At 67.1% G+C, this 19,482-nt stretch carries 15 protein-coding genes; 7 read left to right on the forward strand and 8 right to left on the reverse strand.

Translation table 11 applies throughout. The features are described from left to right. Window positions 1-32: 32 nt before the first annotated feature. Window positions 33-995 (reverse strand): mannonate dehydratase, encoded by a 963-nt coding sequence (locus LIX00_RS18275; protein ID WP_227356440.1) that lies wholly within the window; start codon window positions 993-995, stop codon window positions 33-35. A 152-nt stretch (window positions 996-1,147) separates the two neighbouring features. On the opposite strand from LIX00_RS18275, the gene LIX00_RS18280 reads away from it, so the two are divergent. Then, window positions 1,148-1,513 carry a hypothetical protein gene (locus tag LIX00_RS18280; protein ID WP_227356441.1) on the forward strand — a complete coding sequence of 122 codons (366 nt, stop codon included), beginning with the start codon at window positions 1,148-1,150 and terminating at the stop codon, window positions 1,511-1,513. Between the two features lie 533 nt (window positions 1,514-2,046). Here LIX00_RS18280 and LIX00_RS18285 read toward each other — a convergent pair. Then, complete coding sequence (locus tag LIX00_RS18285; RefSeq protein WP_227356442.1) at window positions 2,047-4,335, reverse strand: copper-translocating P-type ATPase; 2,289 nt, start codon at window positions 4,333-4,335, stop codon at window positions 2,047-2,049. Window positions 4,336-4,635: 300 nt separating this feature from the next. On the opposite strand from LIX00_RS18285, the gene LIX00_RS18290 reads away from it, so the two are divergent. The 3 genes from LIX00_RS18290 to LIX00_RS18300 all read left to right on the forward strand — a co-directional run bounded on the left by LIX00_RS18290 (window position 4,636) and on the right by LIX00_RS18300 (window position 7,659). Continuing rightward, window positions 4,636-4,947 (forward strand): hypothetical protein, encoded by a 312-nt coding sequence (locus LIX00_RS18290; RefSeq protein ID WP_227356443.1) that lies wholly within the window; start codon window positions 4,636-4,638, stop codon window positions 4,945-4,947. A 105-nt stretch (window positions 4,948-5,052) separates the two neighbouring features. After that, window positions 5,053-6,354 (forward strand): malate synthase AceB, encoded by a 1,302-nt coding sequence (gene aceB, locus LIX00_RS18295; protein WP_227356444.1) that lies wholly within the window; start codon window positions 5,053-5,055, stop codon window positions 6,352-6,354. 102 nt (window positions 6,355-6,456) lie between these two features. After that, on the forward strand, window positions 6,457-7,659 hold the full coding sequence (locus tag LIX00_RS18300) for an iron-containing alcohol dehydrogenase family protein (RefSeq protein WP_227356445.1): 1,203 nt from the start codon (window positions 6,457-6,459) through the stop codon (window positions 7,657-7,659). 851 nt (window positions 7,660-8,510) lie between these two features. On the opposite strand, the gene LIX00_RS18305 is transcribed toward LIX00_RS18300, so the two are convergent. The 6 genes from LIX00_RS18305 to LIX00_RS18330 form a co-directional block, all read right to left on the reverse strand. Further along, the gene (locus tag LIX00_RS18305) at window positions 8,511-9,281 is read right to left on the reverse strand and encodes an IclR family transcriptional regulator (protein ID WP_227356446.1); all 771 of its coding nucleotides are present in this window, start codon (window positions 9,279-9,281) and stop codon (window positions 8,511-8,513) included. 300 nt (window positions 9,282-9,581) lie between these two features. Next, window positions 9,582-10,178: a MaoC family dehydratase gene (locus LIX00_RS18310; RefSeq protein WP_227356447.1), complete on the reverse strand. Its 597-nt coding sequence runs from the start codon at window positions 10,176-10,178 to the stop codon at window positions 9,582-9,584. Window positions 10,179-10,228: 50 nt separating this feature from the next. Continuing rightward, window positions 10,229-11,431: an acyl-CoA dehydrogenase family protein gene (locus LIX00_RS18315; RefSeq protein WP_227356448.1), complete on the reverse strand. Its 1,203-nt coding sequence runs from the start codon at window positions 11,429-11,431 to the stop codon at window positions 10,229-10,231. A gap of 40 nt (window positions 11,432-11,471) precedes the next feature. Beyond that, the gene (locus LIX00_RS18320; protein WP_227356449.1) at window positions 11,472-13,583 is read right to left on the reverse strand and encodes an acetate--CoA ligase family protein; all 2,112 of its coding nucleotides are present in this window, start codon (window positions 13,581-13,583) and stop codon (window positions 11,472-11,474) included. Then, a complete protein-coding gene (locus tag LIX00_RS18325) occupies window positions 13,576-14,793 on the reverse strand; it encodes a CaiB/BaiF CoA transferase family protein (protein ID WP_227356450.1) in 1,218 nt (405 codons plus the stop codon). Before LIX00_RS18325 ends, LIX00_RS18320 begins: the two co-directional genes overlap by 8 nt. Before the next feature lie 43 nt (window positions 14,794-14,836). Beyond that, window positions 14,837-15,619 (reverse strand): enoyl-CoA hydratase/isomerase family protein, encoded by a 783-nt coding sequence (locus LIX00_RS18330; protein WP_227356451.1) that lies wholly within the window; start codon window positions 15,617-15,619, stop codon window positions 14,837-14,839. Window positions 15,620-15,869: 250 nt separating this feature from the next. Here LIX00_RS18330 and LIX00_RS18335 point away from each other — a divergent pair, with 250 nt between their 5' ends. The 3 genes from LIX00_RS18335 to LIX00_RS18345 all read left to right on the forward strand — a co-directional run bounded on the left by LIX00_RS18335 (window position 15,870) and on the right by LIX00_RS18345 (window position 19,475). Further along, window positions 15,870-17,063, forward strand: a complete 1,194-nt coding sequence (locus LIX00_RS18335) for a CaiB/BaiF CoA transferase family protein (RefSeq protein ID WP_227356452.1) — start codon at window positions 15,870-15,872, stop codon at window positions 17,061-17,063. Beyond that, window positions 17,060-18,343 carry a mandelate racemase/muconate lactonizing enzyme family protein gene (locus LIX00_RS18340; protein ID WP_227356453.1) on the forward strand — a complete coding sequence of 428 codons (1,284 nt, stop codon included), beginning with the start codon at window positions 17,060-17,062 and terminating at the stop codon, window positions 18,341-18,343. Before LIX00_RS18335 ends, LIX00_RS18340 begins: the two co-directional genes overlap by 4 nt. Window positions 18,344-18,413: 70 nt before the next feature. Then, window positions 18,414-19,475, forward strand: a complete 1,062-nt coding sequence (locus LIX00_RS18345; protein ID WP_227356454.1) for an isocitrate/isopropylmalate dehydrogenase family protein — start codon at window positions 18,414-18,416, stop codon at window positions 19,473-19,475. Window positions 19,476-19,482 lie beyond the last annotated feature (7 nt).

The following is a 19,482-nucleotide window of genomic DNA, read 5'->3' on the forward strand; positions in this document are numbered from 1 at the left end:
CGGTGACTCGTCGCGCCGTCGTTCCGCGGCGGTTACTGCACCGCGTCCGTTCTCTCCAGCAGCCCTCGCATGTAGCCGACGGCGTACAGCCGCCCCATGTCGGTGTACCCGGCCATCGCCTCCTCTCGGTCTTCCTCGCCGACCATCTTCGGAACGTGGTCGGGTCGAATCGGCCCGTCGAACCCGACGTCGCGGTAGGCCTCCATCGCGGCGAGCATATCCGTTTGTCCCGCCTCGTGCCACGTCTCGACGAAGGAGTCCGCCGTCCCCTCCACGTCGCGGAAGTGGACGAAGTGGATGCGGTCGCCGAATCGACGGATCGTCTGGGGCACGTCGGCACCCATGGCCGAGAAGTTTCCCTGACAGAAGGTCAGCCCGTGGTTCGGGCTGTCGTGGAGGTTGAGGATGCGTTCGACGTTCTCCGCGGACGTGACGAGTCGCGGGACGCCGCGAACCGGCGAAATCGGCGGATCGTCGGGGTGGAGCGCGAGCTTGACCCCCGCCTCCTCCGCGACTGGAACGACCTCGTCGAGGAAGTACTCGAGGTTTTCCCAGAGTTCCTCCTCGGTGATACCGGCGGCCTCGTGCTCGGGCGCTCGCTCGGATTGGTCGTGGTCGTACGCCGTCGTGAGCGACTCCCCTCTGAGCGGAACCGAGTCGGACGTCCGGAGGACGCCTACCGGGTTCTCCGTCCACACCCAGCAGTAGACGCCGACGCCGACCCGACCCATGTTCCGGAGCAGTCGCTTGACGGTCGCTATCTCCTCGTCGCGCCCTTCCTCGCCGAGAACCGTCCGCTCCATCGGCGGGCGGTCTTCCACCACGTCGAGCGAGAGTCCGTGGTCTTCGAAGCGGTTTCGCGTTTCGCGGAGCGAGTCGAGTGTCCACCACTCCTCCTCGCCCCAGAACCGGACGACCGCGCTGGAGAGGCCGAGCTGTCGAGCTATCCGCCACCGCCGATCCGGACGCGGCGGCAGCATCACCGTCAAATCCATGCCCCACAGTTTGCAAAGGCGTGTAATATAGATTGTGTCGACGTGCGGTGATCGCGTTCTCCGAGCGGTATCGCCCGGACGGGACCGCTCGGACGAATCGGGGCGACCGCGCCGAACGTTTTATCCCCTCGCAGTCACACGTCTCCTGCACGATGCGTTCCAGGGCGAGGTACGAGGCGAAACTCGAAGAGGACGTCCTCCACGTCGAATGCGACGGCGGATGGCTGAAGATTGCACCGATGGACGACGTGGTCGAGTTGATCGGCGGGGAAACCTACACGCTGGAGTACGACGATCGAGCGGCGGCGGCGTCCTGGCTTAACACCGACGAGGACGACGCCATCTCCTTCAACGTTCGCGAAACCGTCGTGGAATTCGCGTACTCGGCGGATTTCGTCGAGAACCTGATGCGCTGTCCGGTCGACGAGTCCGGCGAATCCGGTCACCCCAAACGGGCCGAGCTCTTCGCCGACCTCGTGACGGCCATCTGGGACGCGAAGGGAAATCTCGACGGCTGACCGCCGCCGGCGGTAAAGCACCGGCTTCTCGCGCCCGTGGTCTCCGGGACCGACGGTAGGAGAGAATTGTAGCAGATACGAACGATAAAATGGCAATGATTTTACCGAAATGGCGGAAGCCATCTACGGCCGTCTCGTGTTTCGATACGTGAATCGGTTCGCCGAGAGGACGAGACGAGCGGAGGAGACGGCCGAGAACCGACGAGACGGACCCGCACTCCCCCTCGAATTTCCTCGACACCGCGCTCCTCGTCGCGGCGAATGCCGACCCCGAAACCTCATCGGAAGACCCGACGCTACCCGGGGGTGTACGCGGCGGTGCGGGGCGCTACGGCCGAGGGAACCGTGCCGGCGTTCCGTCGGCGTCGACCACCGGCCGAAGTGGACGATTCTTCGCGATGGCATTAAGGGTAATCGACACCATTCGCATAAATTTCACATCACTTAGGAAATACTGTCTGAATTCGTGGGGTGGATTCAATCCCTTTCGAGCGGAGCGGTCGTCGCTCTTCCGGGACGAGTCCAAGCGGGCGTTAGTCCGCCGGTCGGGGGGTCGCGCGCGCGGGGACGCCCGGGAGCGAGGGCAGGTCGAGGTCGACCCGCCGGAGGAACTGGGCGTTGATGGCGACGATGACCGTGCTAAGCGACATCAGGAGCGCGCCGACCGCCGGCGAGAGGAGGACGCCGATCGGCGCGAGCACGCCCGCCGCCAGCGGGATGGCGACCACGTTGTAGCCCGCGGCCCACACCAGATTCTGTTGCATCTTCCGATAGCTCGCCCGACTCAGTTTGACGAGTCGCACCACGTCGAGCGGGTCGTTCTGCACGAGGACGATATCCGCCGACTGCACGGCCACGTCCGTTCCGCTTCCGATGGCGATACCGATGTCCGCCCGGGTGAGCGCGGGGGCGTCGTTGACCCCGTCGCCGACCATCGCCACGAGCGCTCCCCGCGACTGGAGTTCCGCGACCTTCTTGTCCTTGTCTTCCGGCAGTACCTCGGCGAAGACGGTGTCGATGCCGAGTTCGTCCGCGACCGCGGTCGCGACGTCCTCGCTGTCGCCGGTCAGCATCGCAACCTCGATGTCCAGTTCGTGGAGCGCGTCGACGACCCGATAGCTCGACTCGCGAACGACGTCGGCGAGCGCGAACGCTGCGAGCACCTCGTCGCCGCGCACGAGGTACACGACGGTCTGCGCGTTCTCCCCGGCGCGCTCCGCGAAGTCCTCGAGTCGGGGCGGTACGTCGCCCTCGAACTGCGAGAGGAGGTTCGGCCCGCCGACGTACACCGTCTCGTCGTTCACGGTCGCTCGGACGCCGCGTCCCTTGAGCGCCTCGAATCCCGTCGCCGTCGGGGTCGCGACGCCGCGTTCGTCGGCCGCGTCGCGGATCGCCTCCGCGATCATGTGCTCGGAGTCGCCCTCGACGGCGGCGGCGAGCGCGACCGCCTCCTCCTCGGTGACGCCGTCGACGGTGTCGACGTCCACGACGCCCTGCTCGCCCTCCGTGAGGGTTCCCGTCTTGTCGAACATCACCGTATCGACGTTGCGAGCCTGCTCCATGGCGATTCGGTCCCGCACGAGCATCCCGTTGCGCGCGGCGAGCGACGTGTTGATGGCGACGACGAGCGGGATGGCGAGTCCGAGCGCGTGCGGACACGAGATGACGAGCACGGTCACGGCGCGTTCGATGACCGCCGCGTCGAACGACGTCGCGACCGTCCACGCGACGGCGGTCACCGCCGCCGACGCCACGGCGACGTAGAACAGCCACCCCGCCGCGCGGTCGGCCAGCATCTGGGTTCGGGAGCGACTTCCCTGCGCCTCTTCGACGAGTCGCATGATTCCGGCGAGCGCCGTCTCGTCGCCCGTGGCGGTGACGCGGACGCGGAGGCTTCCGTCGCCGTTGACGGTGCCGCCGACGACCTCGTCCCCCGGCTCCTTGGGAACGGCCCGGGATTCGCCCGTAATCATCGCCTCGTTCACGTCGGAGTCGCCCGCCTCGACCACGCCGTCGGCGGGCACGTTCGCTCCGGGGCGCACGAGCACGAGGTCGCCCTCTCGGAGTTCGCCGACGGGTACTTCTTCGGTCTCGCCGTCGGACGCGAGGCGCTCGGCGGTGTCCGGAATCAGCCGCGCGAGTTCGTCGAGCGCCCCGGACGCGCGCCGGACGCTCCGCATCTCGATCCAGTGCCCGAGGAGCATGATGTCGATGAGCGTCACGAGTTCCCAGAAGAACGCCGCCGTCGTCGGGACGACGACGCTCGCCAGACTGTAGACGAACGCGACGCTGATCGCCATCGAGATGAGCGTCATCATCCCCGGCGCGCGCTCCCGGAGTTCCGGAACCGCCATCCGGAGGAACGGCACGCCGCCGTATCCGAAGACGATCACCGCGAACACCGGATTGATCCACTCGCTGCCGGGGAACGACGGGACCGAGAATCCGAGCCACTCTTGGAGCGCCTCGCTGTAGAGGAGAACCGGTACCGAGAGGAGCGTCGAGACGAAAAATCGCCGCCGGAACAGTTGTTCGTGGCCGGCGTGCATCCCGCCGCCGTCGCCGTGGTCGTGACCGCCGCGGCCGCCATCCCCGTGGTCGCCACCCCCGTGGCCCGCGTCGCGCGCGTACCGCTCGTGGACGTCGCGTTCGGCCTCGTCCGCGTCCTCCGCTTCCGCCTCGAGCATCGACCGTTCCACCCGCGGCTCCTCGCGCTCACCGTCGGACGCGTCCCCACTCTCTCCGTGCTCGTGGCGTCCGTCGCGGCCGGCGCGACGGTCGGACGATTCCTCCCTATCGCTCGAATCTCCGTGCTCGTCCATGGATTATCCCCGTGCGCTACCGTACGGTCTCACCAACGAAGGATGTGTGGGTCGGTATCACTTTGAGGCCCGCTTCCATTTATCGACCGAGGAGCTACGCCCATCGCTAACGGACGAGTCCGCCCGCGCCCGAATCCGCTCCCTGACGCCGGTTCTCCGGTGATAAGGGTGGGATCTCCTCTCCGGTCGAGACCGTTTCCGATATGCACCGTCGGCCGCGCGGTCCCTGCCCACCCCGTCACCCGAACGTCAGGTGGCGGGGATAACGCACAAGCGGCACGATTCCGTAAGGGAATCACGATGGGAGAGCACACCGAAACGGTCGAGGGATACGTCATGGACGGTGGTTGCATACGGAAGAACGCGCGCGACGAACTCCTCGAAAACGCCCGGACGCACACCCGAGACTGCGCGCTGATGGGACACTGCATCGAGAGCGGGTACGGTATCGTCACCGACGACGACCGACTCGTGATGCTCGACCCGGAAGCCACGCGGCAAGTCGTCGATTCCGTGGAGGCGACCGAGAAGGAGGAGGGCATCCGACTGCGCGTGACCCGCGAAGCCGAGGACGACCGAATGGAGACGACCGCCGTCGAGGAGATCCGCTAGCGCCCGCATCTTCGATTCGAGTCGCGCGATTCCGCGATTACGTACACGAAAATTTAGCCAATACGTGAATTTTTATCACGCTCTGGGTTGACGGTTCACACGCATATGGCAACGGAGAAGCGCAAACGAGCGTTCGTGCGATCTTTTTTCACGTCACCGACCGCCGTCGAACAGGACGACACCGCGAAGATGTTGCGCAAGGCCTCGCAGCTTCGAGGGATGCAGGCCCCCGACGTTTGGGTGCCGGACAACGAAGACGCGACGGCACCGAGCATGCGCGACGAGGGCGTCGAGAACATCCTTGACGTGATTTCGGAGCACGGCGAAGATTTCCCCGGCGAAATCCATCCCCGCGTCGTCTGGCACAGGGACGACCCCGAGACCAGACGACGCGGATTCGAGCACATGATGCGCCTCGCCGACCCCGACGAGGGGGCGGTTCAGCACATCGACGGGTTCGTGATTCCCGAAGTCGGCGCTATCGACGACTGGAAGAAGGCCGACGAGTTCATCACCATCGTGGAGGCCGAACACGGTCTCGAAGAGGGCTCGCTCTCCATGTCGCCGATCATCGAGAGCGGGGAAGCCGAACTGGCAATGTCCCGAATCGACGAGGAGATCGGGAAGCGATCGAACAACCTGGAACGGCTCTTCCTCCTCGTCGACGGCGAGGTCGACTACACCAAGGACATGCGCGCCATGACCCCGACGGGCGACCTCCCTCCGTGGCCGGAGCTGCGGCACAACACCTCCCGCGCCGCGAGCGCGAACGGGCTGATCGCCGTCGACGGGCCCTACGACGACATCAGGGACGTGGAGGGCTACCACGAGCGGATGACCGACAACCGGGCGAAGGGGATGCTCGGAATCTGGTCGCTGACGCCCGGACAGGTGGTGGAGGCGAACACGGCCCCCTTACCGCCCGAAGCGGGTAGCTACCTGCTGGAAATCGACGGGGAGACCGTCGAACTCGACCGAACCGAGGACGGAGGTCACGCGTACGACGGTGACGACGTCGAACTCGAAGCCCTGGGGGACGGGCGATACCGACTGAAAGCGGGCGGCGAGGAGCGCGAACTCGACGAAGACGAACTGCAGAAGGAACTCCGCGACCGAACGCAGTACGTCATGGCCATGGACGACTACGTCGACTCGATGGAGGAGTTCGAGGAGGCCAAGGCCGCGGGGAAGGGTGCCATCTCGATGACGCGAACGGCGAGACTGATTCTCGACGGTACCGAGGTCGAAGTGACGCGGGACCGGATGTGGGACGAAGCCACGTATCAGGCGGCACAGACCCCGATAACGCTGTTCCAGGAGGTGTACGAGGCCCGGCCCGATCAGCGGGACGAACTCGAAGACACGTACGGCGAGGAGGTCGTGGACCGCGCCATGGAGGTCGGATAACGGTCGCGGACGGCGGTCTCGAGTAGCGGTCGACTTTTTTGCTCGGCTCCGAGAGCGTCGTGACGGCTACCTTCATGGCGGAGCCACTCCAACCGACGGACGATGTTCCGGATGGTCGATGCGTTCGAGTACGAGTACCGCGACTGCGACCTGATATACGGCCGCGGATGCGTGGGTCGATTGGGGGACTACCTCGCGGAGCGCGGCCTCGACCGCGCCCTCGTCGTCTGCGGGTCGAACGTCGGAGCCAACGACGACCTGATGAACCCGGTCGAAGGAGGACTCGGCGAACGTCTGACGGGCGTCTTCGACCGGACGACGTCGGAGAAACGGGCCGAAACCGCGTTCGAGGTCGTCGACGCGTTGCGCGAGACGGACGCGGACGTCCTCGTCGGTGTCGGAGGCGGCAGCAGTCTCGACGTCGCCCGACAGGCGAGCGTCCTCGCTGCGGACGACCGCTCGCTCGCGGAACTCCGCGACGAGGCGCGCGACGGGGAAATCGGTTCGTTCGACTCGAACGGCGAGAAACCGCCGGTGATCGTCGTTCCGACGACGTTCGCGGGGGCGGACGTGTCGAGCGGCGGGTCGGTCGAGATACTCTCCGCGGCGGAGTCCCCGACGGCGCAGCCGGTGAGCGTCGGCGGGTCCGCGATGCCGATATCGGACTTCGCCGACCCGTCCCTGTTCGAGACGACCCCCGTCGGCGCGCTGGCCGGGTCGGCGATGAACGGATTCGATAAGGGGATCGAGACGCCGTACGCCCGCGATGCGGACCCCGTCAGCGACGCGACGGCGGTTCACGGCCTCCGCCTGCTGAGCGAGGCGCTTCCGCGGGTCGCCGGCGACGAGGAACCCGCCGACGCCGCGGCGACGGAGCGGGCGGTGGTCGGTTTGCTGCTCGTCCAACTCGACCGCAAAATCTCCGTCGTCCACGCGTTCGGCCACGGGTTCGCCCGTCGATACGCCGTTCAACAGGGGGCGGCGCACGCGGTCGTCGTCCCGCACGTGCTCCGGTATCTCTTCGAAGGAGTCGACGCGAACCGGGCCGCGCTGGCGGAGGGGTTCGGAATCGACCCGGCCAACCACTCCGACGCCGAGTTGGCCGACGCGGTAGTCGACGCGGTCGCCGAGGTGCGCGACGCGCTCGACGCGCCGACGCGTCTCCGGGAGCTTCCCGAAACGCGGAGGGCGGATCTGCTGGCTATCGCCGAGTTCATCGTCGACGACCACCCGATGGCTCGCGCGCCGGCGGGACTGAACCCGACCGCCGAGGAAGTCGAGGCGGTGCTCCGGGAAGCGTGGTGAGAGGCGACCGATCGAAGCGTCCTCTCGGCGACTCGTCGCGGTTTTCCTCGCGAACCTTCCGGCGGACGTGACGCGAGAACGGTCGCGCTATCGAGTCGGCTTTCTCACCCTCGAAGCTCCAACCGGTTACGAAACTGATTACCCGATCAGTCGTGGAAATGGTCGCGGACGAGCGATCGACGTCGACCTATCCTCATCGCAAGCGTCGAACGAGCGGGAAACGCCGGCGCGCAGCATCGTCTCCGGCGCTTTCGGGCGACGCTCGCGACCGACTACCGTCCGTTCCCCCGAAAGAGTATCGGAGGTCGACCGGAATGCGACGTATCGCCGACTCTCTTTCGAACGCCGTTCGCCCCGAAGCGCCGGAACCGGTCGTGGAGGGCTTACGAAGAAGCCCGCACCGGTGGCTACGTCCGCGCGATGCCCTCCTCCGGACGCGACGGCAACGGCGAGCCGCCTCGTCGCTTCGGGCTCAGCGACCTCCTCGAGCAGTCCCGCGGTTTGGTCGGGAGACGCTCTCCACGACGGGCCATCGACGGAAACGGTGGAAATATCGAGTAAATAATTTTGAACGAATGGAGGGGGATTTTCGAATCCCGCTTTCCGCGTCCGCGACCGCGAGGTATCGTGTAGAATCGGCGCGTTACGCCCGGAAGCCCGCTTCGCGCGCAGTTCGGCGGGTAGCGCGAGGGTCCGAACGCGGAACCGGCTATGCTTTACACGACTACACCTGTAACGAGAATCGTCGGCCGGTAATTTTGACGTCGACGGAAACTATCGCCGACGTTTCGCTCCTCGCCCGCGGATACGGGTCCGATTCGGCGGCGTCGTCGAAGGAAAGCCGACGCGGTTCAGGAGTACTTCAGGTTCAACTCGAGTTCGTTCGCCGTTCCGAGAAGCAGGTTCGGGATTTCTCGCTCGAACCACTCGCCTTTCATCCGATGAGTCGGGCCGGAGACGCTCAGCGCTCCGACCATCCTGCCGGAACTGTCCGTGATGGGGACGCCGACCGCTCGAAGGCCCACCGTACTCTCCTCTTTGTTGACCGCGAACCCTTGCTTGCGGATGGCGTCTAGTTCTTCGAAAAGTACCGCTCTGTCCGTAATCGTGTTCTCCGTTAGCGCGGGCAGACCCCACTGGTCGAGGATTCGTTCGACGCGTTCCTCGGGGAGGCTAGCGAGCACCGATTTTCCGGCGGCCGTCGCGTGCAGGTAAATCCGCTTTCCGAGGCCGGAGTCCGTCCAGACCGCTCGACTACCGGTCTCTCTGTGGAGGTAGACGCCGCGCCCGTGTTCGATGACGATGAACTGACATCGCTCCTCCGTCTCCTCGGCTAGCTCCTCGACCTTCGGTTCGATCAGGTCGAACGCCTCTTTGCGCTCCTTCGCGGCCTCGCCCAACTTGAGAAAGCGCGACCCTATCTGATACTTATCGCCCTCCCGTACCACGTATCGCATCTCGTACAGCGTCGAGAGGTGGCTGTGTACCGTACTGGCGGCCAGCCCCAAGTGCTCGGCCAGTTCCGTCACTCGCGCCCCGTCTAACTCTTCGAGCCCTTCGATGATTGCGAACGTCGTTTCAGTCGCCTTGACCGTTCGTCCCCCTTTGCCATGCTGTGACATGCCTATATCACGCTTCTGGCCCCACCCACTTATAATTCACTTCTCGTGAATCGACAGGAACGCGGAAACGGGTGATTCCCCGATCGTTTCTGTATGGGTGGTGTGAAAAATAGGTCGAAAGGGCGTTTCAACTGCTCTCTCCGCCGATTCGTTCATGATAAATCGTATTCGACCCATCGCCGACGTTTCGACGCGACGTCGTTCCGGAAAATCGGGAGAAGGAGCCGTACGGGGCGATTTCTCGCCGACTGTGCCGAATCGCACGGTGTGACCGCGATTCGGCATCGGCGAATGGAGCTCTCAGTCGAGGTCCTCTGGTTGCGTCCCGACCCCTTCGACCCACCCGGGCGGCGTCGCGGCGCTCGGTCGGGCGTGCTCGCGTTTCAGCACCATCGGGGTTCGTTCGAGCGACAGCACCAGTTCGTCGCGCTGATTGTACGCCCGTAGTTCGGTCGTCACGATGCCGACGTGTTCTCTGGACTCGCTCTCGCGTTTGTCCACGACCTCGCTCTCCGCGAAGATGGTGTCGCCGTGAAACACCGGCGCGTGGTGTCGAACGTCGTCGTACCCGAGGTTCGCCGTCGCGTTCTGGGAGACGTCGATGACGCTCATGCCGACGGCGAGCGCGATGACGTACGTCCCGTCGACGAGTCGCTCGCCGAACTCGGTCTCGGCGGCGTACGCCTCGTTGAAGTGCATCGGATTGAGGTTCATGCTGACGTTCGTGAACCAGACGTTGTCGGTTTCGGTCACGGTTCGCCCGTAGGGGTGTTTGTAGATATCCCCGACTTCGAAGTCCTCGTAGTAGCGGCCTTGCCATCCCCGGACGAGCCGTCGGGAGTTTCCGTCGTTCCGGGTCGATTCGTCCCCGTCGTCGATGTCGTCGGTGTCGACCATCGTATCGGGTGCAAAACTGACCGAGACGATACTAAACCTTTCGCGGAAAATCAGTAAGAGCGCGGCAGTCCGAGTACCTTCTCCCCGATGTAGTTCAGGGCGAGCTGTTGGGTTATCGGAACTAACCGCGTGAGTCGCGCCTCCCGGAAGTATCGCTCGACGTCGTACTCCGTCGCGACGCCGAACCCGCCGTGCGTCTGGACCGCGGCGTCGGCGGCCTCGAAACACGCCTCCGCGGCGAGGTACTTGGACATGTTGGCGCGGGCCCCGAGTTCGGCGCTCGACTCGCCGGTCGCAGCGGCGGCGTCGTACGTCATCTGTTTGGCGGCCTGCACGCGGGCGTGGGCGTCCGCTATCGGGTGTTGTACGGCCTGATTCTCCCCGATGGGTCGGTCGAACACCTCGCGCTCGGTGGCGTACTCGACGGCGCGCTCGACGGCCAGTTCGCCGAGTCCGACGCACTCGGCGGCGATGACGAGTCGTTCCTCGTTCAGCCCGTCCAGAACCTGGTAGAAACCCGACCCCTCCTCGCCGATGAGGTGGTCGTCCGTAACGCGGAGGTTCTCGAACCACAGTTCGTAGGAGTGGACGAACTCGCTGACCGACTTGGGAATCTGCTCCATGTCCAGCGCGCCCTGCGATAGCGCGTCGTCGAGGTCGACCAGGAACATCGAGATACCGCGCGTGTCCTTCTCGACGTCGGATTTGGGACTGGTGCGGGCGACGAGGACGAGATAATCGCTCTGGTCGACCCGCGAGGTCCATATCTTCTGCCCGTTGATGACGTACTCGTCGCCGTCCTTCTCGGCGCGGGTACGAATCGACGTGGAGTCCGAACCCGCGTTCGGTTCCGTCAGCCCGAACGCCTGTATCGAGGCCCGTCCGTCGGCCACCCGGGGCAACAGCTCAGATTTCAGCGATTCGCTGCCGTACTCCACGAGCGGAACCGTGTTGTAGATGCCGCCGTGGATCGCCTGCGCGGCGCTGAACCCGCCGCCGTTGGCCGCTATCTCCTCCATCATGACCACGACCTCGCTCGTCTCCATGCCCGCGCCGCCGTACTCCTCCGGGATGAGCGCCCCCATCCAACCGTTGTCGGCCAGTTCGTCCACGAACTCGCGGGGGTACTCCCCCTCCCGCGCCCGGTCGCGCCAGTACGCGCGGTCGAAGTTCTCGCAGATGTCCCTGATACTTCGACGCACCAGCCGCTGCTGTTCGGATAGCGGGACGGTGTCCCTGAAACGGTGAACCATCGGTTCCGCGTACGCGGCGCGCCGAAGTATAGTTGCCGGGTCACCGGGTGCGAACCAAGGCGTCGACGACCGCGACCCCCTCGTCGCGAACGAGAACGGGGTTGAGGTCGAGTTCGGCGAGCGACCGGACCCCGACCGCGAGGTCGCCGACGCTGACGAGGAGGTCGGCCAGCGCCGCCGCGTCGCCGCCCGACTCTCCGAGGAGCGCGCCGAGACGGGTGTCGGCTATCGCGTCCGCCGCTTCCACGGTCGTGAGCGGCGGAATCCGCACCGCGCGCTCGTCGAACTCCTCGACCAGCGTTCCGCCGGTTCCCGCGGCCACGACCGGGCCGAACTCGGGGTCCGTGGAAACGCCCGCGAACGCCTCGACGCCGCCCTCGACCTGCGGTTGCACCAGCACGCCCTCGATTTCGGCGTCCGGGGCCTCGTTCCGAACGTTCGAGAGAATCTCCTCGTGGGCCTCGCGGGCGTCCGCCGCCGTGCGGATGTCGGTCTTCACCCCGCCGACCCGAGTGCGGTGCGGGACGTCGACCGAGTCGACCTTGAGGACGGTCGGGAATCCGAACTCCGCCGCGACCGCTGCCGCCTCGTCCGGGCCGTCGACCAGCCGCGTCGGGACGGTTTCGATGCCGAACTCCGAGAGGAGATCGGCCGCTTCCCGCCACGACAACGCCCGCCCCGACGGCGCGTCGACCGGTCGGACGCCCGCCGTCCGTCGGTCGCTCCGCGGCCGCCGGTTCGCGAGTCGCTCCCGGGTCGCGCCGAACTCCACCAGCGAAGCGAGGGCGTCCACGCACCGACCGGGGTCGTAGAACAGCGGTACCTCCTCCCGAACCCGTTCGTAGGGCTGCGGGTCGTCGAGTTCGCCGGGCTCTTTGCGGCCGGTCCAGAGGAACAACACCGGTTCGGTCGCGGCGTCGGCGACCGCGAGCAGGTCGTCGGCGATGTCGGCGGCGCGTTCGTCGACGGCCGAGAGACCGATCGCGAACACGTAGGCGTCGTACTCGTCGTCCCGGAACAGGACGTCAGCGATTTCGGGGAGGTGGTCCGCGCCGTACCCCCTGATGTCGACGGGGTTGTGGAGTTCGCCGAAGGTCAACAGCCCCTCCATGTCCACCAGCGCGCGCTCCGTCTCGCCCTCTAACGGCGGAACCGCGAGGCCGCGTTCGCTCGCCATGTCCGCGAGGAGGCTCGCCAACCCACCGCTGGTGGACGCGATGCACACTCGATTCGAGGCCGGCGGGTCGAACGCCGCGTGGGCGCTCGCCCGCGCGAGCAAATCGGGGATGTCCGGAACCCGTTGGACGCCGGCCTGCTCGAACGCCGCGGCCGCGGCGTGATCGTTGCCGACCAGCGACCCCGTGTGCGACATGGCCGCGCTCTCGGCCGCCGTCGAGCCGCCTATCTTGACCGCGAGCACCGGCGTCCCCTCCCGGACGGCGGCCTCGGCCACCTCCACGAATCGGCGGGGGTCGGCGAGTCCCTCCACGTACGCACAGATGACCTCGACCGCCGGATCGGCCGCCATGTACTCGACGTAGTCGGTCAGCGTCTGGTCGGCCTCGTTGCCGGTCGAGACGACGTGCGAGAACGAGAGGTTCTCGTCGGCGGCGCGCTCGAAGAAGGTGGTGAACGCCAGCGCTCCGGAGTGGCTGACCAGTCCGACGGCTCCCGGTTCGGGGTGCCGCGAACACGTGCTTGTCAGCACGGTCCCCTCGCGGGCGTTCGCCAGTCCGATACAGTTGGGGCCGCAGACCCGCACGCCGTGTTCCGCGGCCGCGGTCGCCAGTTCGTCCTGCAGTCGCGCACCCTCGTCGTCGGCCTCCGCGAACCCCGCCGTGATGACGAGCGCGGCCGGAGTCCCCCGCTCGCCCGCCGCGGCGACCACGTCGACCGCGTGGTCGCGCGGCACGCTGACGACCGCCAGGTCGACGACCTCGGGAACGTCGGCGATGGTGTCGTAATAGGTGCGCCCCCACGCCGTCTCGCGGCTCGGGTTGACGGGGTACACCGTCCCGTCGTAGCCGTAGTCGAGCAGGTTGTCCATCAACTGCGAGGAGTACCACGAGTCGGGGCTGGCCCCGACCACGGCCACCGATTCGGGGGCGAACAGCGGGTCGAGGTCGGGGCGTTCCGGGTTCCCGTCACTCATCGCCGGAACTCCCTCCGAACGCGCCGCCCGCCCGCCACTCGTCCAGCGTCGTCTGCTCGTCGGCGATCTCCGCGAAGACCTCGTCCGTGTGTTCGCCCAGTCGCGGCGCCGGGCGACGAATCTCGGCGTCGAAATCGGGAAAGTTGACGGGGTGGCCGGGCAACGCGATTTCTCCGCCGTCCGGGTCGTCGTGTACCCGAACGAGTCCCCGCGCTCGGGCCTGGTCGTGGTCGACGACGTCCGCGACGTCGTTCAACGGCCCGCACGGGAAGCCGCGTTCGGTCAACGCGGACAACCAGTGGTCGGTCGGGCGCTTCGAGAACTCCGCCTGGATCGCCGAAACGACCGTCTCCGCGTTTTCGACGCGCTCGTCGTTGGTCCGGTACTCGCGGAGTTCCTCGCGGCCGACGACGTCCACGAAGTCGTCCCACCGGTCGTCGCTCGGAACGCCCGTGACGACGTGCCCGTCCGCCGTCTCGAACAGTTGGTACGGCACGAGCGACTGGTGGGAGGTCCCCTGCGGGCCGGGGACTTCCCCCGTCATCGAGTGGAACGTGAGGTACTCGTTCATGAGGCTGACGACGGTGTCGAACAGCCCCACGTCGAACTTGCCGACGAACTCCTCGTCGGTTCCGTCCCGCCGCTCGCGCTCGTGGAGCCGAGCCAGTACCGCCATCGTCGCGAACATCCCCGCGCCGAGGTCGCCGATGGCCTGTCCGACCTTGACCGGTTGGCCGCCCTCGGGACCGGTCACGCTCATGATGCCGCCCTCCGCCTGCAGGATGAGGTCCAACCCCTTCTTCTCCTTCGCCGGGCCGGTCTCGCCGTACCCCTTGATGCTGGCGTATATCACGTCCTCGTTCACTTCGCGGACGTCCTCGTAGCCGACGCCGAGCTTTTCGGTGACGCCGTAGCCGAAGTTCTCGACGAAGACGTCCGCCCCGGCGAGCAGTTCGAGCGCGGCCTCTCGGCCGGCGTCCGCCTTCAAATCGAGCGTGACCGACCTCTTGTTCCGGTTGTTGGCCGCGAAGTAGCCCGACTTGCCCGCCGGCCCCGGCCCCTGGTCGCGCGCCGGGTCGCCGACGCCGGGTCGCTCGATTTTGACCACCTCAGCGCCGAGGTCGGCGAGGAGCGCCCCGCAGAAGGGCCCGGCCCGGTGGGCGGTCATCTCTACGACGGTCAGGTCCGACAGCGGCCCCTGTCTCGTCATAGCGTACCAACGAGCCTCCGAGCACAAAAAGATTCACCGGCGGCTACCGCTCGTTGAACTCGTCCACCAACTCGCGGCGCTCGTCGGTGGCGAACTGCTCCCACCAGAGGTCGGCCTCGTACTCCCTCGCGGTCTCGATATCGGGAGCGGCGGCGGCGTAGTTGATGGCCTTCTTGGAGTTCTTGACCGCCGTGCGGCCGGTGCCCTGGATGCCGGCGACGATCTCCGCGACCGTTTCGTCCAGGTCCTCGGGCGGCACCGCGTGGTTCACCAGTCCGATTCGGTGGGCCTCCTCGGCGTCGACGAATCCGGCCGTGAGGACGAGTTCCTTCGCCTTGGCCTCGCCGACGAGTTGAACCGCGCGGTACGTCGATCCGCCGGTCGGAATCTGTCCGATGTTGCAGGTCGGGACGCCGAACTGCGACCCCTCCGCGGCGACCCGCATATCGCAGTACATCGCGAGTATCAGCCCGCCGCCCGCGCAGTAGCCGTCTATCTTGGCGATGACGGGGGCGTGAAGGTCGAGCGGGGCGCGGTAGATGTCGTAGAACAGTTCCTGTCGGTTCTTCTGGCGCGGGTCGTGCTCCTCGGCCGTCCCGGCGTACTGCTCGATGTCCGCGCCGGCCGAGAAGGCGTCGTCGCCCTCTCCGGTGATGACGACGGCGTCAACGTCGCGGTCGAGTTGAAGTTCGTCGAACGCTCGTCGGAGGTCGAACATCACCGCGGTGTTGAGAGCGTTGTACTTCTCGGGTCGGTGGAACTCGATGGTGGCGACGCCGTCCGCGACGTCGACCGTGATGCTCTCGTAGGCGCTGTAGGAGGCCATACACGAATCGGATACACAACCGGCCAAGAAAGAACTTTGGGTCACGTTCACGGTTACCATCCCCCCGACCGCGACGAGTCGGTGCCGATGCGTCCGCATCCCCGCCGCCGTCCGGCGTCCGACGCCTCCGGAGCCGCGGTTTTTATTTTCACGCCGGGAGATACCGTAGTCGTATGCGCCGACACACGCGAACCGAGGCACGGTCGCCGAACGGGGCGGAATCGACGTCGATCGACCGGCGGGATCGGAGATGACCGAGGCCGACACCGCCCGGCGACCGCTGGACGGCGTCCGCGTGCTCGACTGTACCCAGATGCTCGCGGGACCGTTCGCCACCCAGTTGCTCGCCGACCTCGGGGCCGAGGTGGTCAAGATAGAACGGCCGGAGGTCGGCGACATCACGCGGGCGGTCGGCCCGGCGGTGGGCGACTCGGGCGTATCGAGTTACTTCGCGTCGCTCAACCGCGGCAAGCGGAGCGTCGAACTCGACCTCTCGACGGCGTCCGGCGCCGCGGCGTTCGAGCGCCTCGCCGCGGCCGCCGACGTGGTGGTCGAGAACTACCGGCCGGGCACGATGGAGGAATGGGGGTTGGAGTACGACGACCTGCGGACTGTCAACGAGGAGCTGATATACTGCTCGATATCCGGCTTTTTGGAGGGGACTAACCGCGACCTCGCGGCGTTCGACATGGTCGTGCAGGCGCTGAGCGGGAGCATGAGCGTGACGGGGGAGGCCGACGGCCCCCCGGCGCGTCCCGGAATTCCCATCGGCGATATCAGCGCCGGGATGTACGCCGGGCTCTGCGTCGTGACCGCGCTGTACGTCCGCGACCGACACGGCGGCCAGCGCATCGAGGTGCCGATGTTCGAGGGACTCGTCTCGTGGCTGACCGAACGGGCCGGTCGGACGCTCGCCACCGGCGACCCCTATCCGAGGATGGGAACCGCCCACCCCTCGCTCGCGCCGTACCGGGCCTTCGAGACCGCCGACGGCTGGTTCGCCGTCGCGGTCGGGAGCGAGGGGACGTGGGAGGCGTTCTGCGAGGCCGTCGACCGGCCGGACCTGGCCGCCGACCCGCGCTTCGCGACCAACGCCGACCGCGTCGAGCACCGCGAAGAGCTGACCGCGACGTTGGAACCGCTGCTCGCCGAACGCTCCGCCGACGAGTGGTTCGACCTGTTCCGCGACGCCGACGTTCCGGGCGCGCCGATTCGGGACACCGCCGAGGTGTTCGCGGATCCGCAACTCCGCGATAGCGCGGTGACCTCCGACCTGTCGCTCGGGGGCGTCGACATGCCGCTGGTTCAGTTCCCGGCGCTCTTCTCCGAGGTCGACACCGGAACAGACCGCAAGCCGCCGCGGCTGGGCGAACACACCGACGCCGTCCTCGACCGGGCGCTCGACGAAGATGCGCGACGGTCGGTACGCGACGGGGAGCCGTGATTCGCGGCCGCGACCCGAACGCGTCCGCCCCGCCGACCGACGCCGACGAGCGCGGTTCCGGTCGCCCGCGGCCGGCGTTTCCCCGTGCGGTACGCTACCGCGGGGAAAGTTTCAGTACGGTCGACTCCGACGTGACGCGCATGGAGGTCGCCAGCGTCGAAGCGATACCGCTCCGCAGAGACCTCGGAGAACGGTTCGCCAACGCCCAGAAGTGGATCGACAGCCGCGAGTACTGCCTCGTTCGAATCGAAGCCGACGACGGTCGGGTCGGGTGGGGCGAGTGTTGGGGGCCGACGGCGGGCAACCGCGAACTCGTCGAGGAGTACGTCGCTCCGTTCCTCCGCGGCCGCGACCCCCGCGACGTCGAGCGGATTCACGACGACCTCGTGTACGAACTGCGGTCGTCGTACCACTCCTACGTCCCCGCCAGCGTCGTCAGCGGCGTGGACATCGCGCTGTGGGACCTATACGGGAAGGCGGTCGGCGTTCCGGTGTCGACGCTGCTGGGCGGTCGGCGACGCGACCGGGTGCGGGCGTACGCGACGGGCCACTTCTGGGGCGAGGTCGAGGACTTCGAGGAACTCCGCACCGACGTGGTCGAGGAGGCGGAGGGCCACGTCGCGGCGGGGTTCGACGCGCTGAAGAACAAGATCGGACTCGCGCGCCACTTCGGCTGGGACGCCGAGAAGGACGTGGAACTCGTCCGAGCCATCCGGGAGGCGGTCGGCGACGACGTGCGGTTGATGACCGACGCCAACCACGCGTACGACCTCGCCGACGCCCGGCGGGTGGCCGAGGAACTCGCGGCGCTCGACGTCTACTTCTTCGAGGAACCGGTGCCGCCCCGGAACGTCGAGCACTACGCCGCGCTCAACGACGCGGTCGAGGTTCCGCTGGCGGGCGGGGAGTGCTGGGCGTTCCAGCACGAGTTCGACCGCGTCCTCGACGCCGGGGCGGTCGGGTACGTCCAACCCGACGTCACGAGCGCCGGCGGTATCACCTCGACGAGGCGGGTGGCGACGATGGCCGACGCGGCGAACGTCCAGTGTCTCCCCCACGTGTTCGGGAGCGCGGTCGCGCTCGCGGCCAGCCTCCAGGTGCTCGCGACGATTCCCGGCGGGCCGATGCTGGAGTTCGACCGCACGCCGAACCCCATCCGCGAGAGCCTCGCGGTCGACCCCGTCACGAACGACGGCAACGAGGTACCGATTCCCGACGCCCCCGGTCTCGGCGTCGAAATCGACCGTGACGTGCTGGCCGAGTTCAGAGTCGACGTTTAGCGGCGTCGGCCGTCCGCCTCCCCTCGCTTTCGACCGAGGTTTTTTACGGCGTTTCTCCGATTGGTAACGCATGGCGTACGAGATAGCCACGATTCCCGGGGACGGCATCGGTCCGGAAGTCGTCGACGCGGCGCTCCCCCTGTTCGAGGAGGCGGCCGACGCGGCGGGCTTCGGGTTCGAAACCACCCGGTACGATTGGGGTACGGAACGGTATCTGGACGACGGCGCGATGATGCCCGACGACGGCCTCGACAGATTGGCGGAGTCGGACGCGATACTGTTGGGGGCGGTCGGCCACCCCGAGGTGCCCGACCACGTCACGCTCCACGGACTGCTGTTACCAATCCGGAAGGGGTTCGACCAGGGCGTCTGCAAGCGGCCCTCGGTGCTGTTCGACGGCATCGAGAGCCCGCTGCGGGGGTACGAGGGCGGCGACATCGACTTCGTCGTCTACCGGGAGAACACGGAGGGGGAGTACGCCGACGTCGGCGGGCGCGAGCACCGCGGATTCGGCAACGACGTGGCGATTCAGAGCGGGGTGTTCACGCGCGAGGGAACCGAGCGAATCGTCCGCGCGGCGTTCGAGGCCGCGGCCGAACGCGAGGGGAGGCTGACCAGCATCACGAAGTCGAACGCGCAGGCCCACAGCATGGTGTTCTGGGACGACATCGTCGCGGAGGTCGGCGAGGAGTACGCCGGCGTCGAGGTCGAACGCCTGTTGGTCGACGCCGCGAGCATGGACTTCATCCGCCGCCCCGAGGAGTTCGACGTGGTGGTGGCGTCGAACCTGTTCGGCGACATCCTGACCGACATCGGGGCCATCGTCACCGGGAGCATGGGCCTCGCGCCGTCGGCGAACGTCGATCCCGACGGGGACTACCCCTCGATGTTCGAACCGGTGCACGGGAGCGCGCCCGACATCGCGGGGCAGGGGGTCGCCAACCCCCTCGCCACCGTCCTCTCGGGGTCGATGTTCTTCGAACACCTCGGCGAACGGTCGGCGGCCGACGACCTCTGGGACGCGGTCGAAGCGCAGGTGGCCGACCCGGACGCGCCTCGAACGCCCGACCTCGGCGGGGACGCAACGACCGAGGACGTCGTCTCCGACCTCCGGAAGAGGCTGCGCGGCTGAGCCGAAA

It is taken from the genome of Haladaptatus salinisoli (assembly GCF_020614375.1).
In the GTDB taxonomy this organism is placed as follows: domain Archaea; phylum Halobacteriota; class Halobacteria; order Halobacteriales; family Haladaptataceae; genus Haladaptatus; species Haladaptatus salinisoli.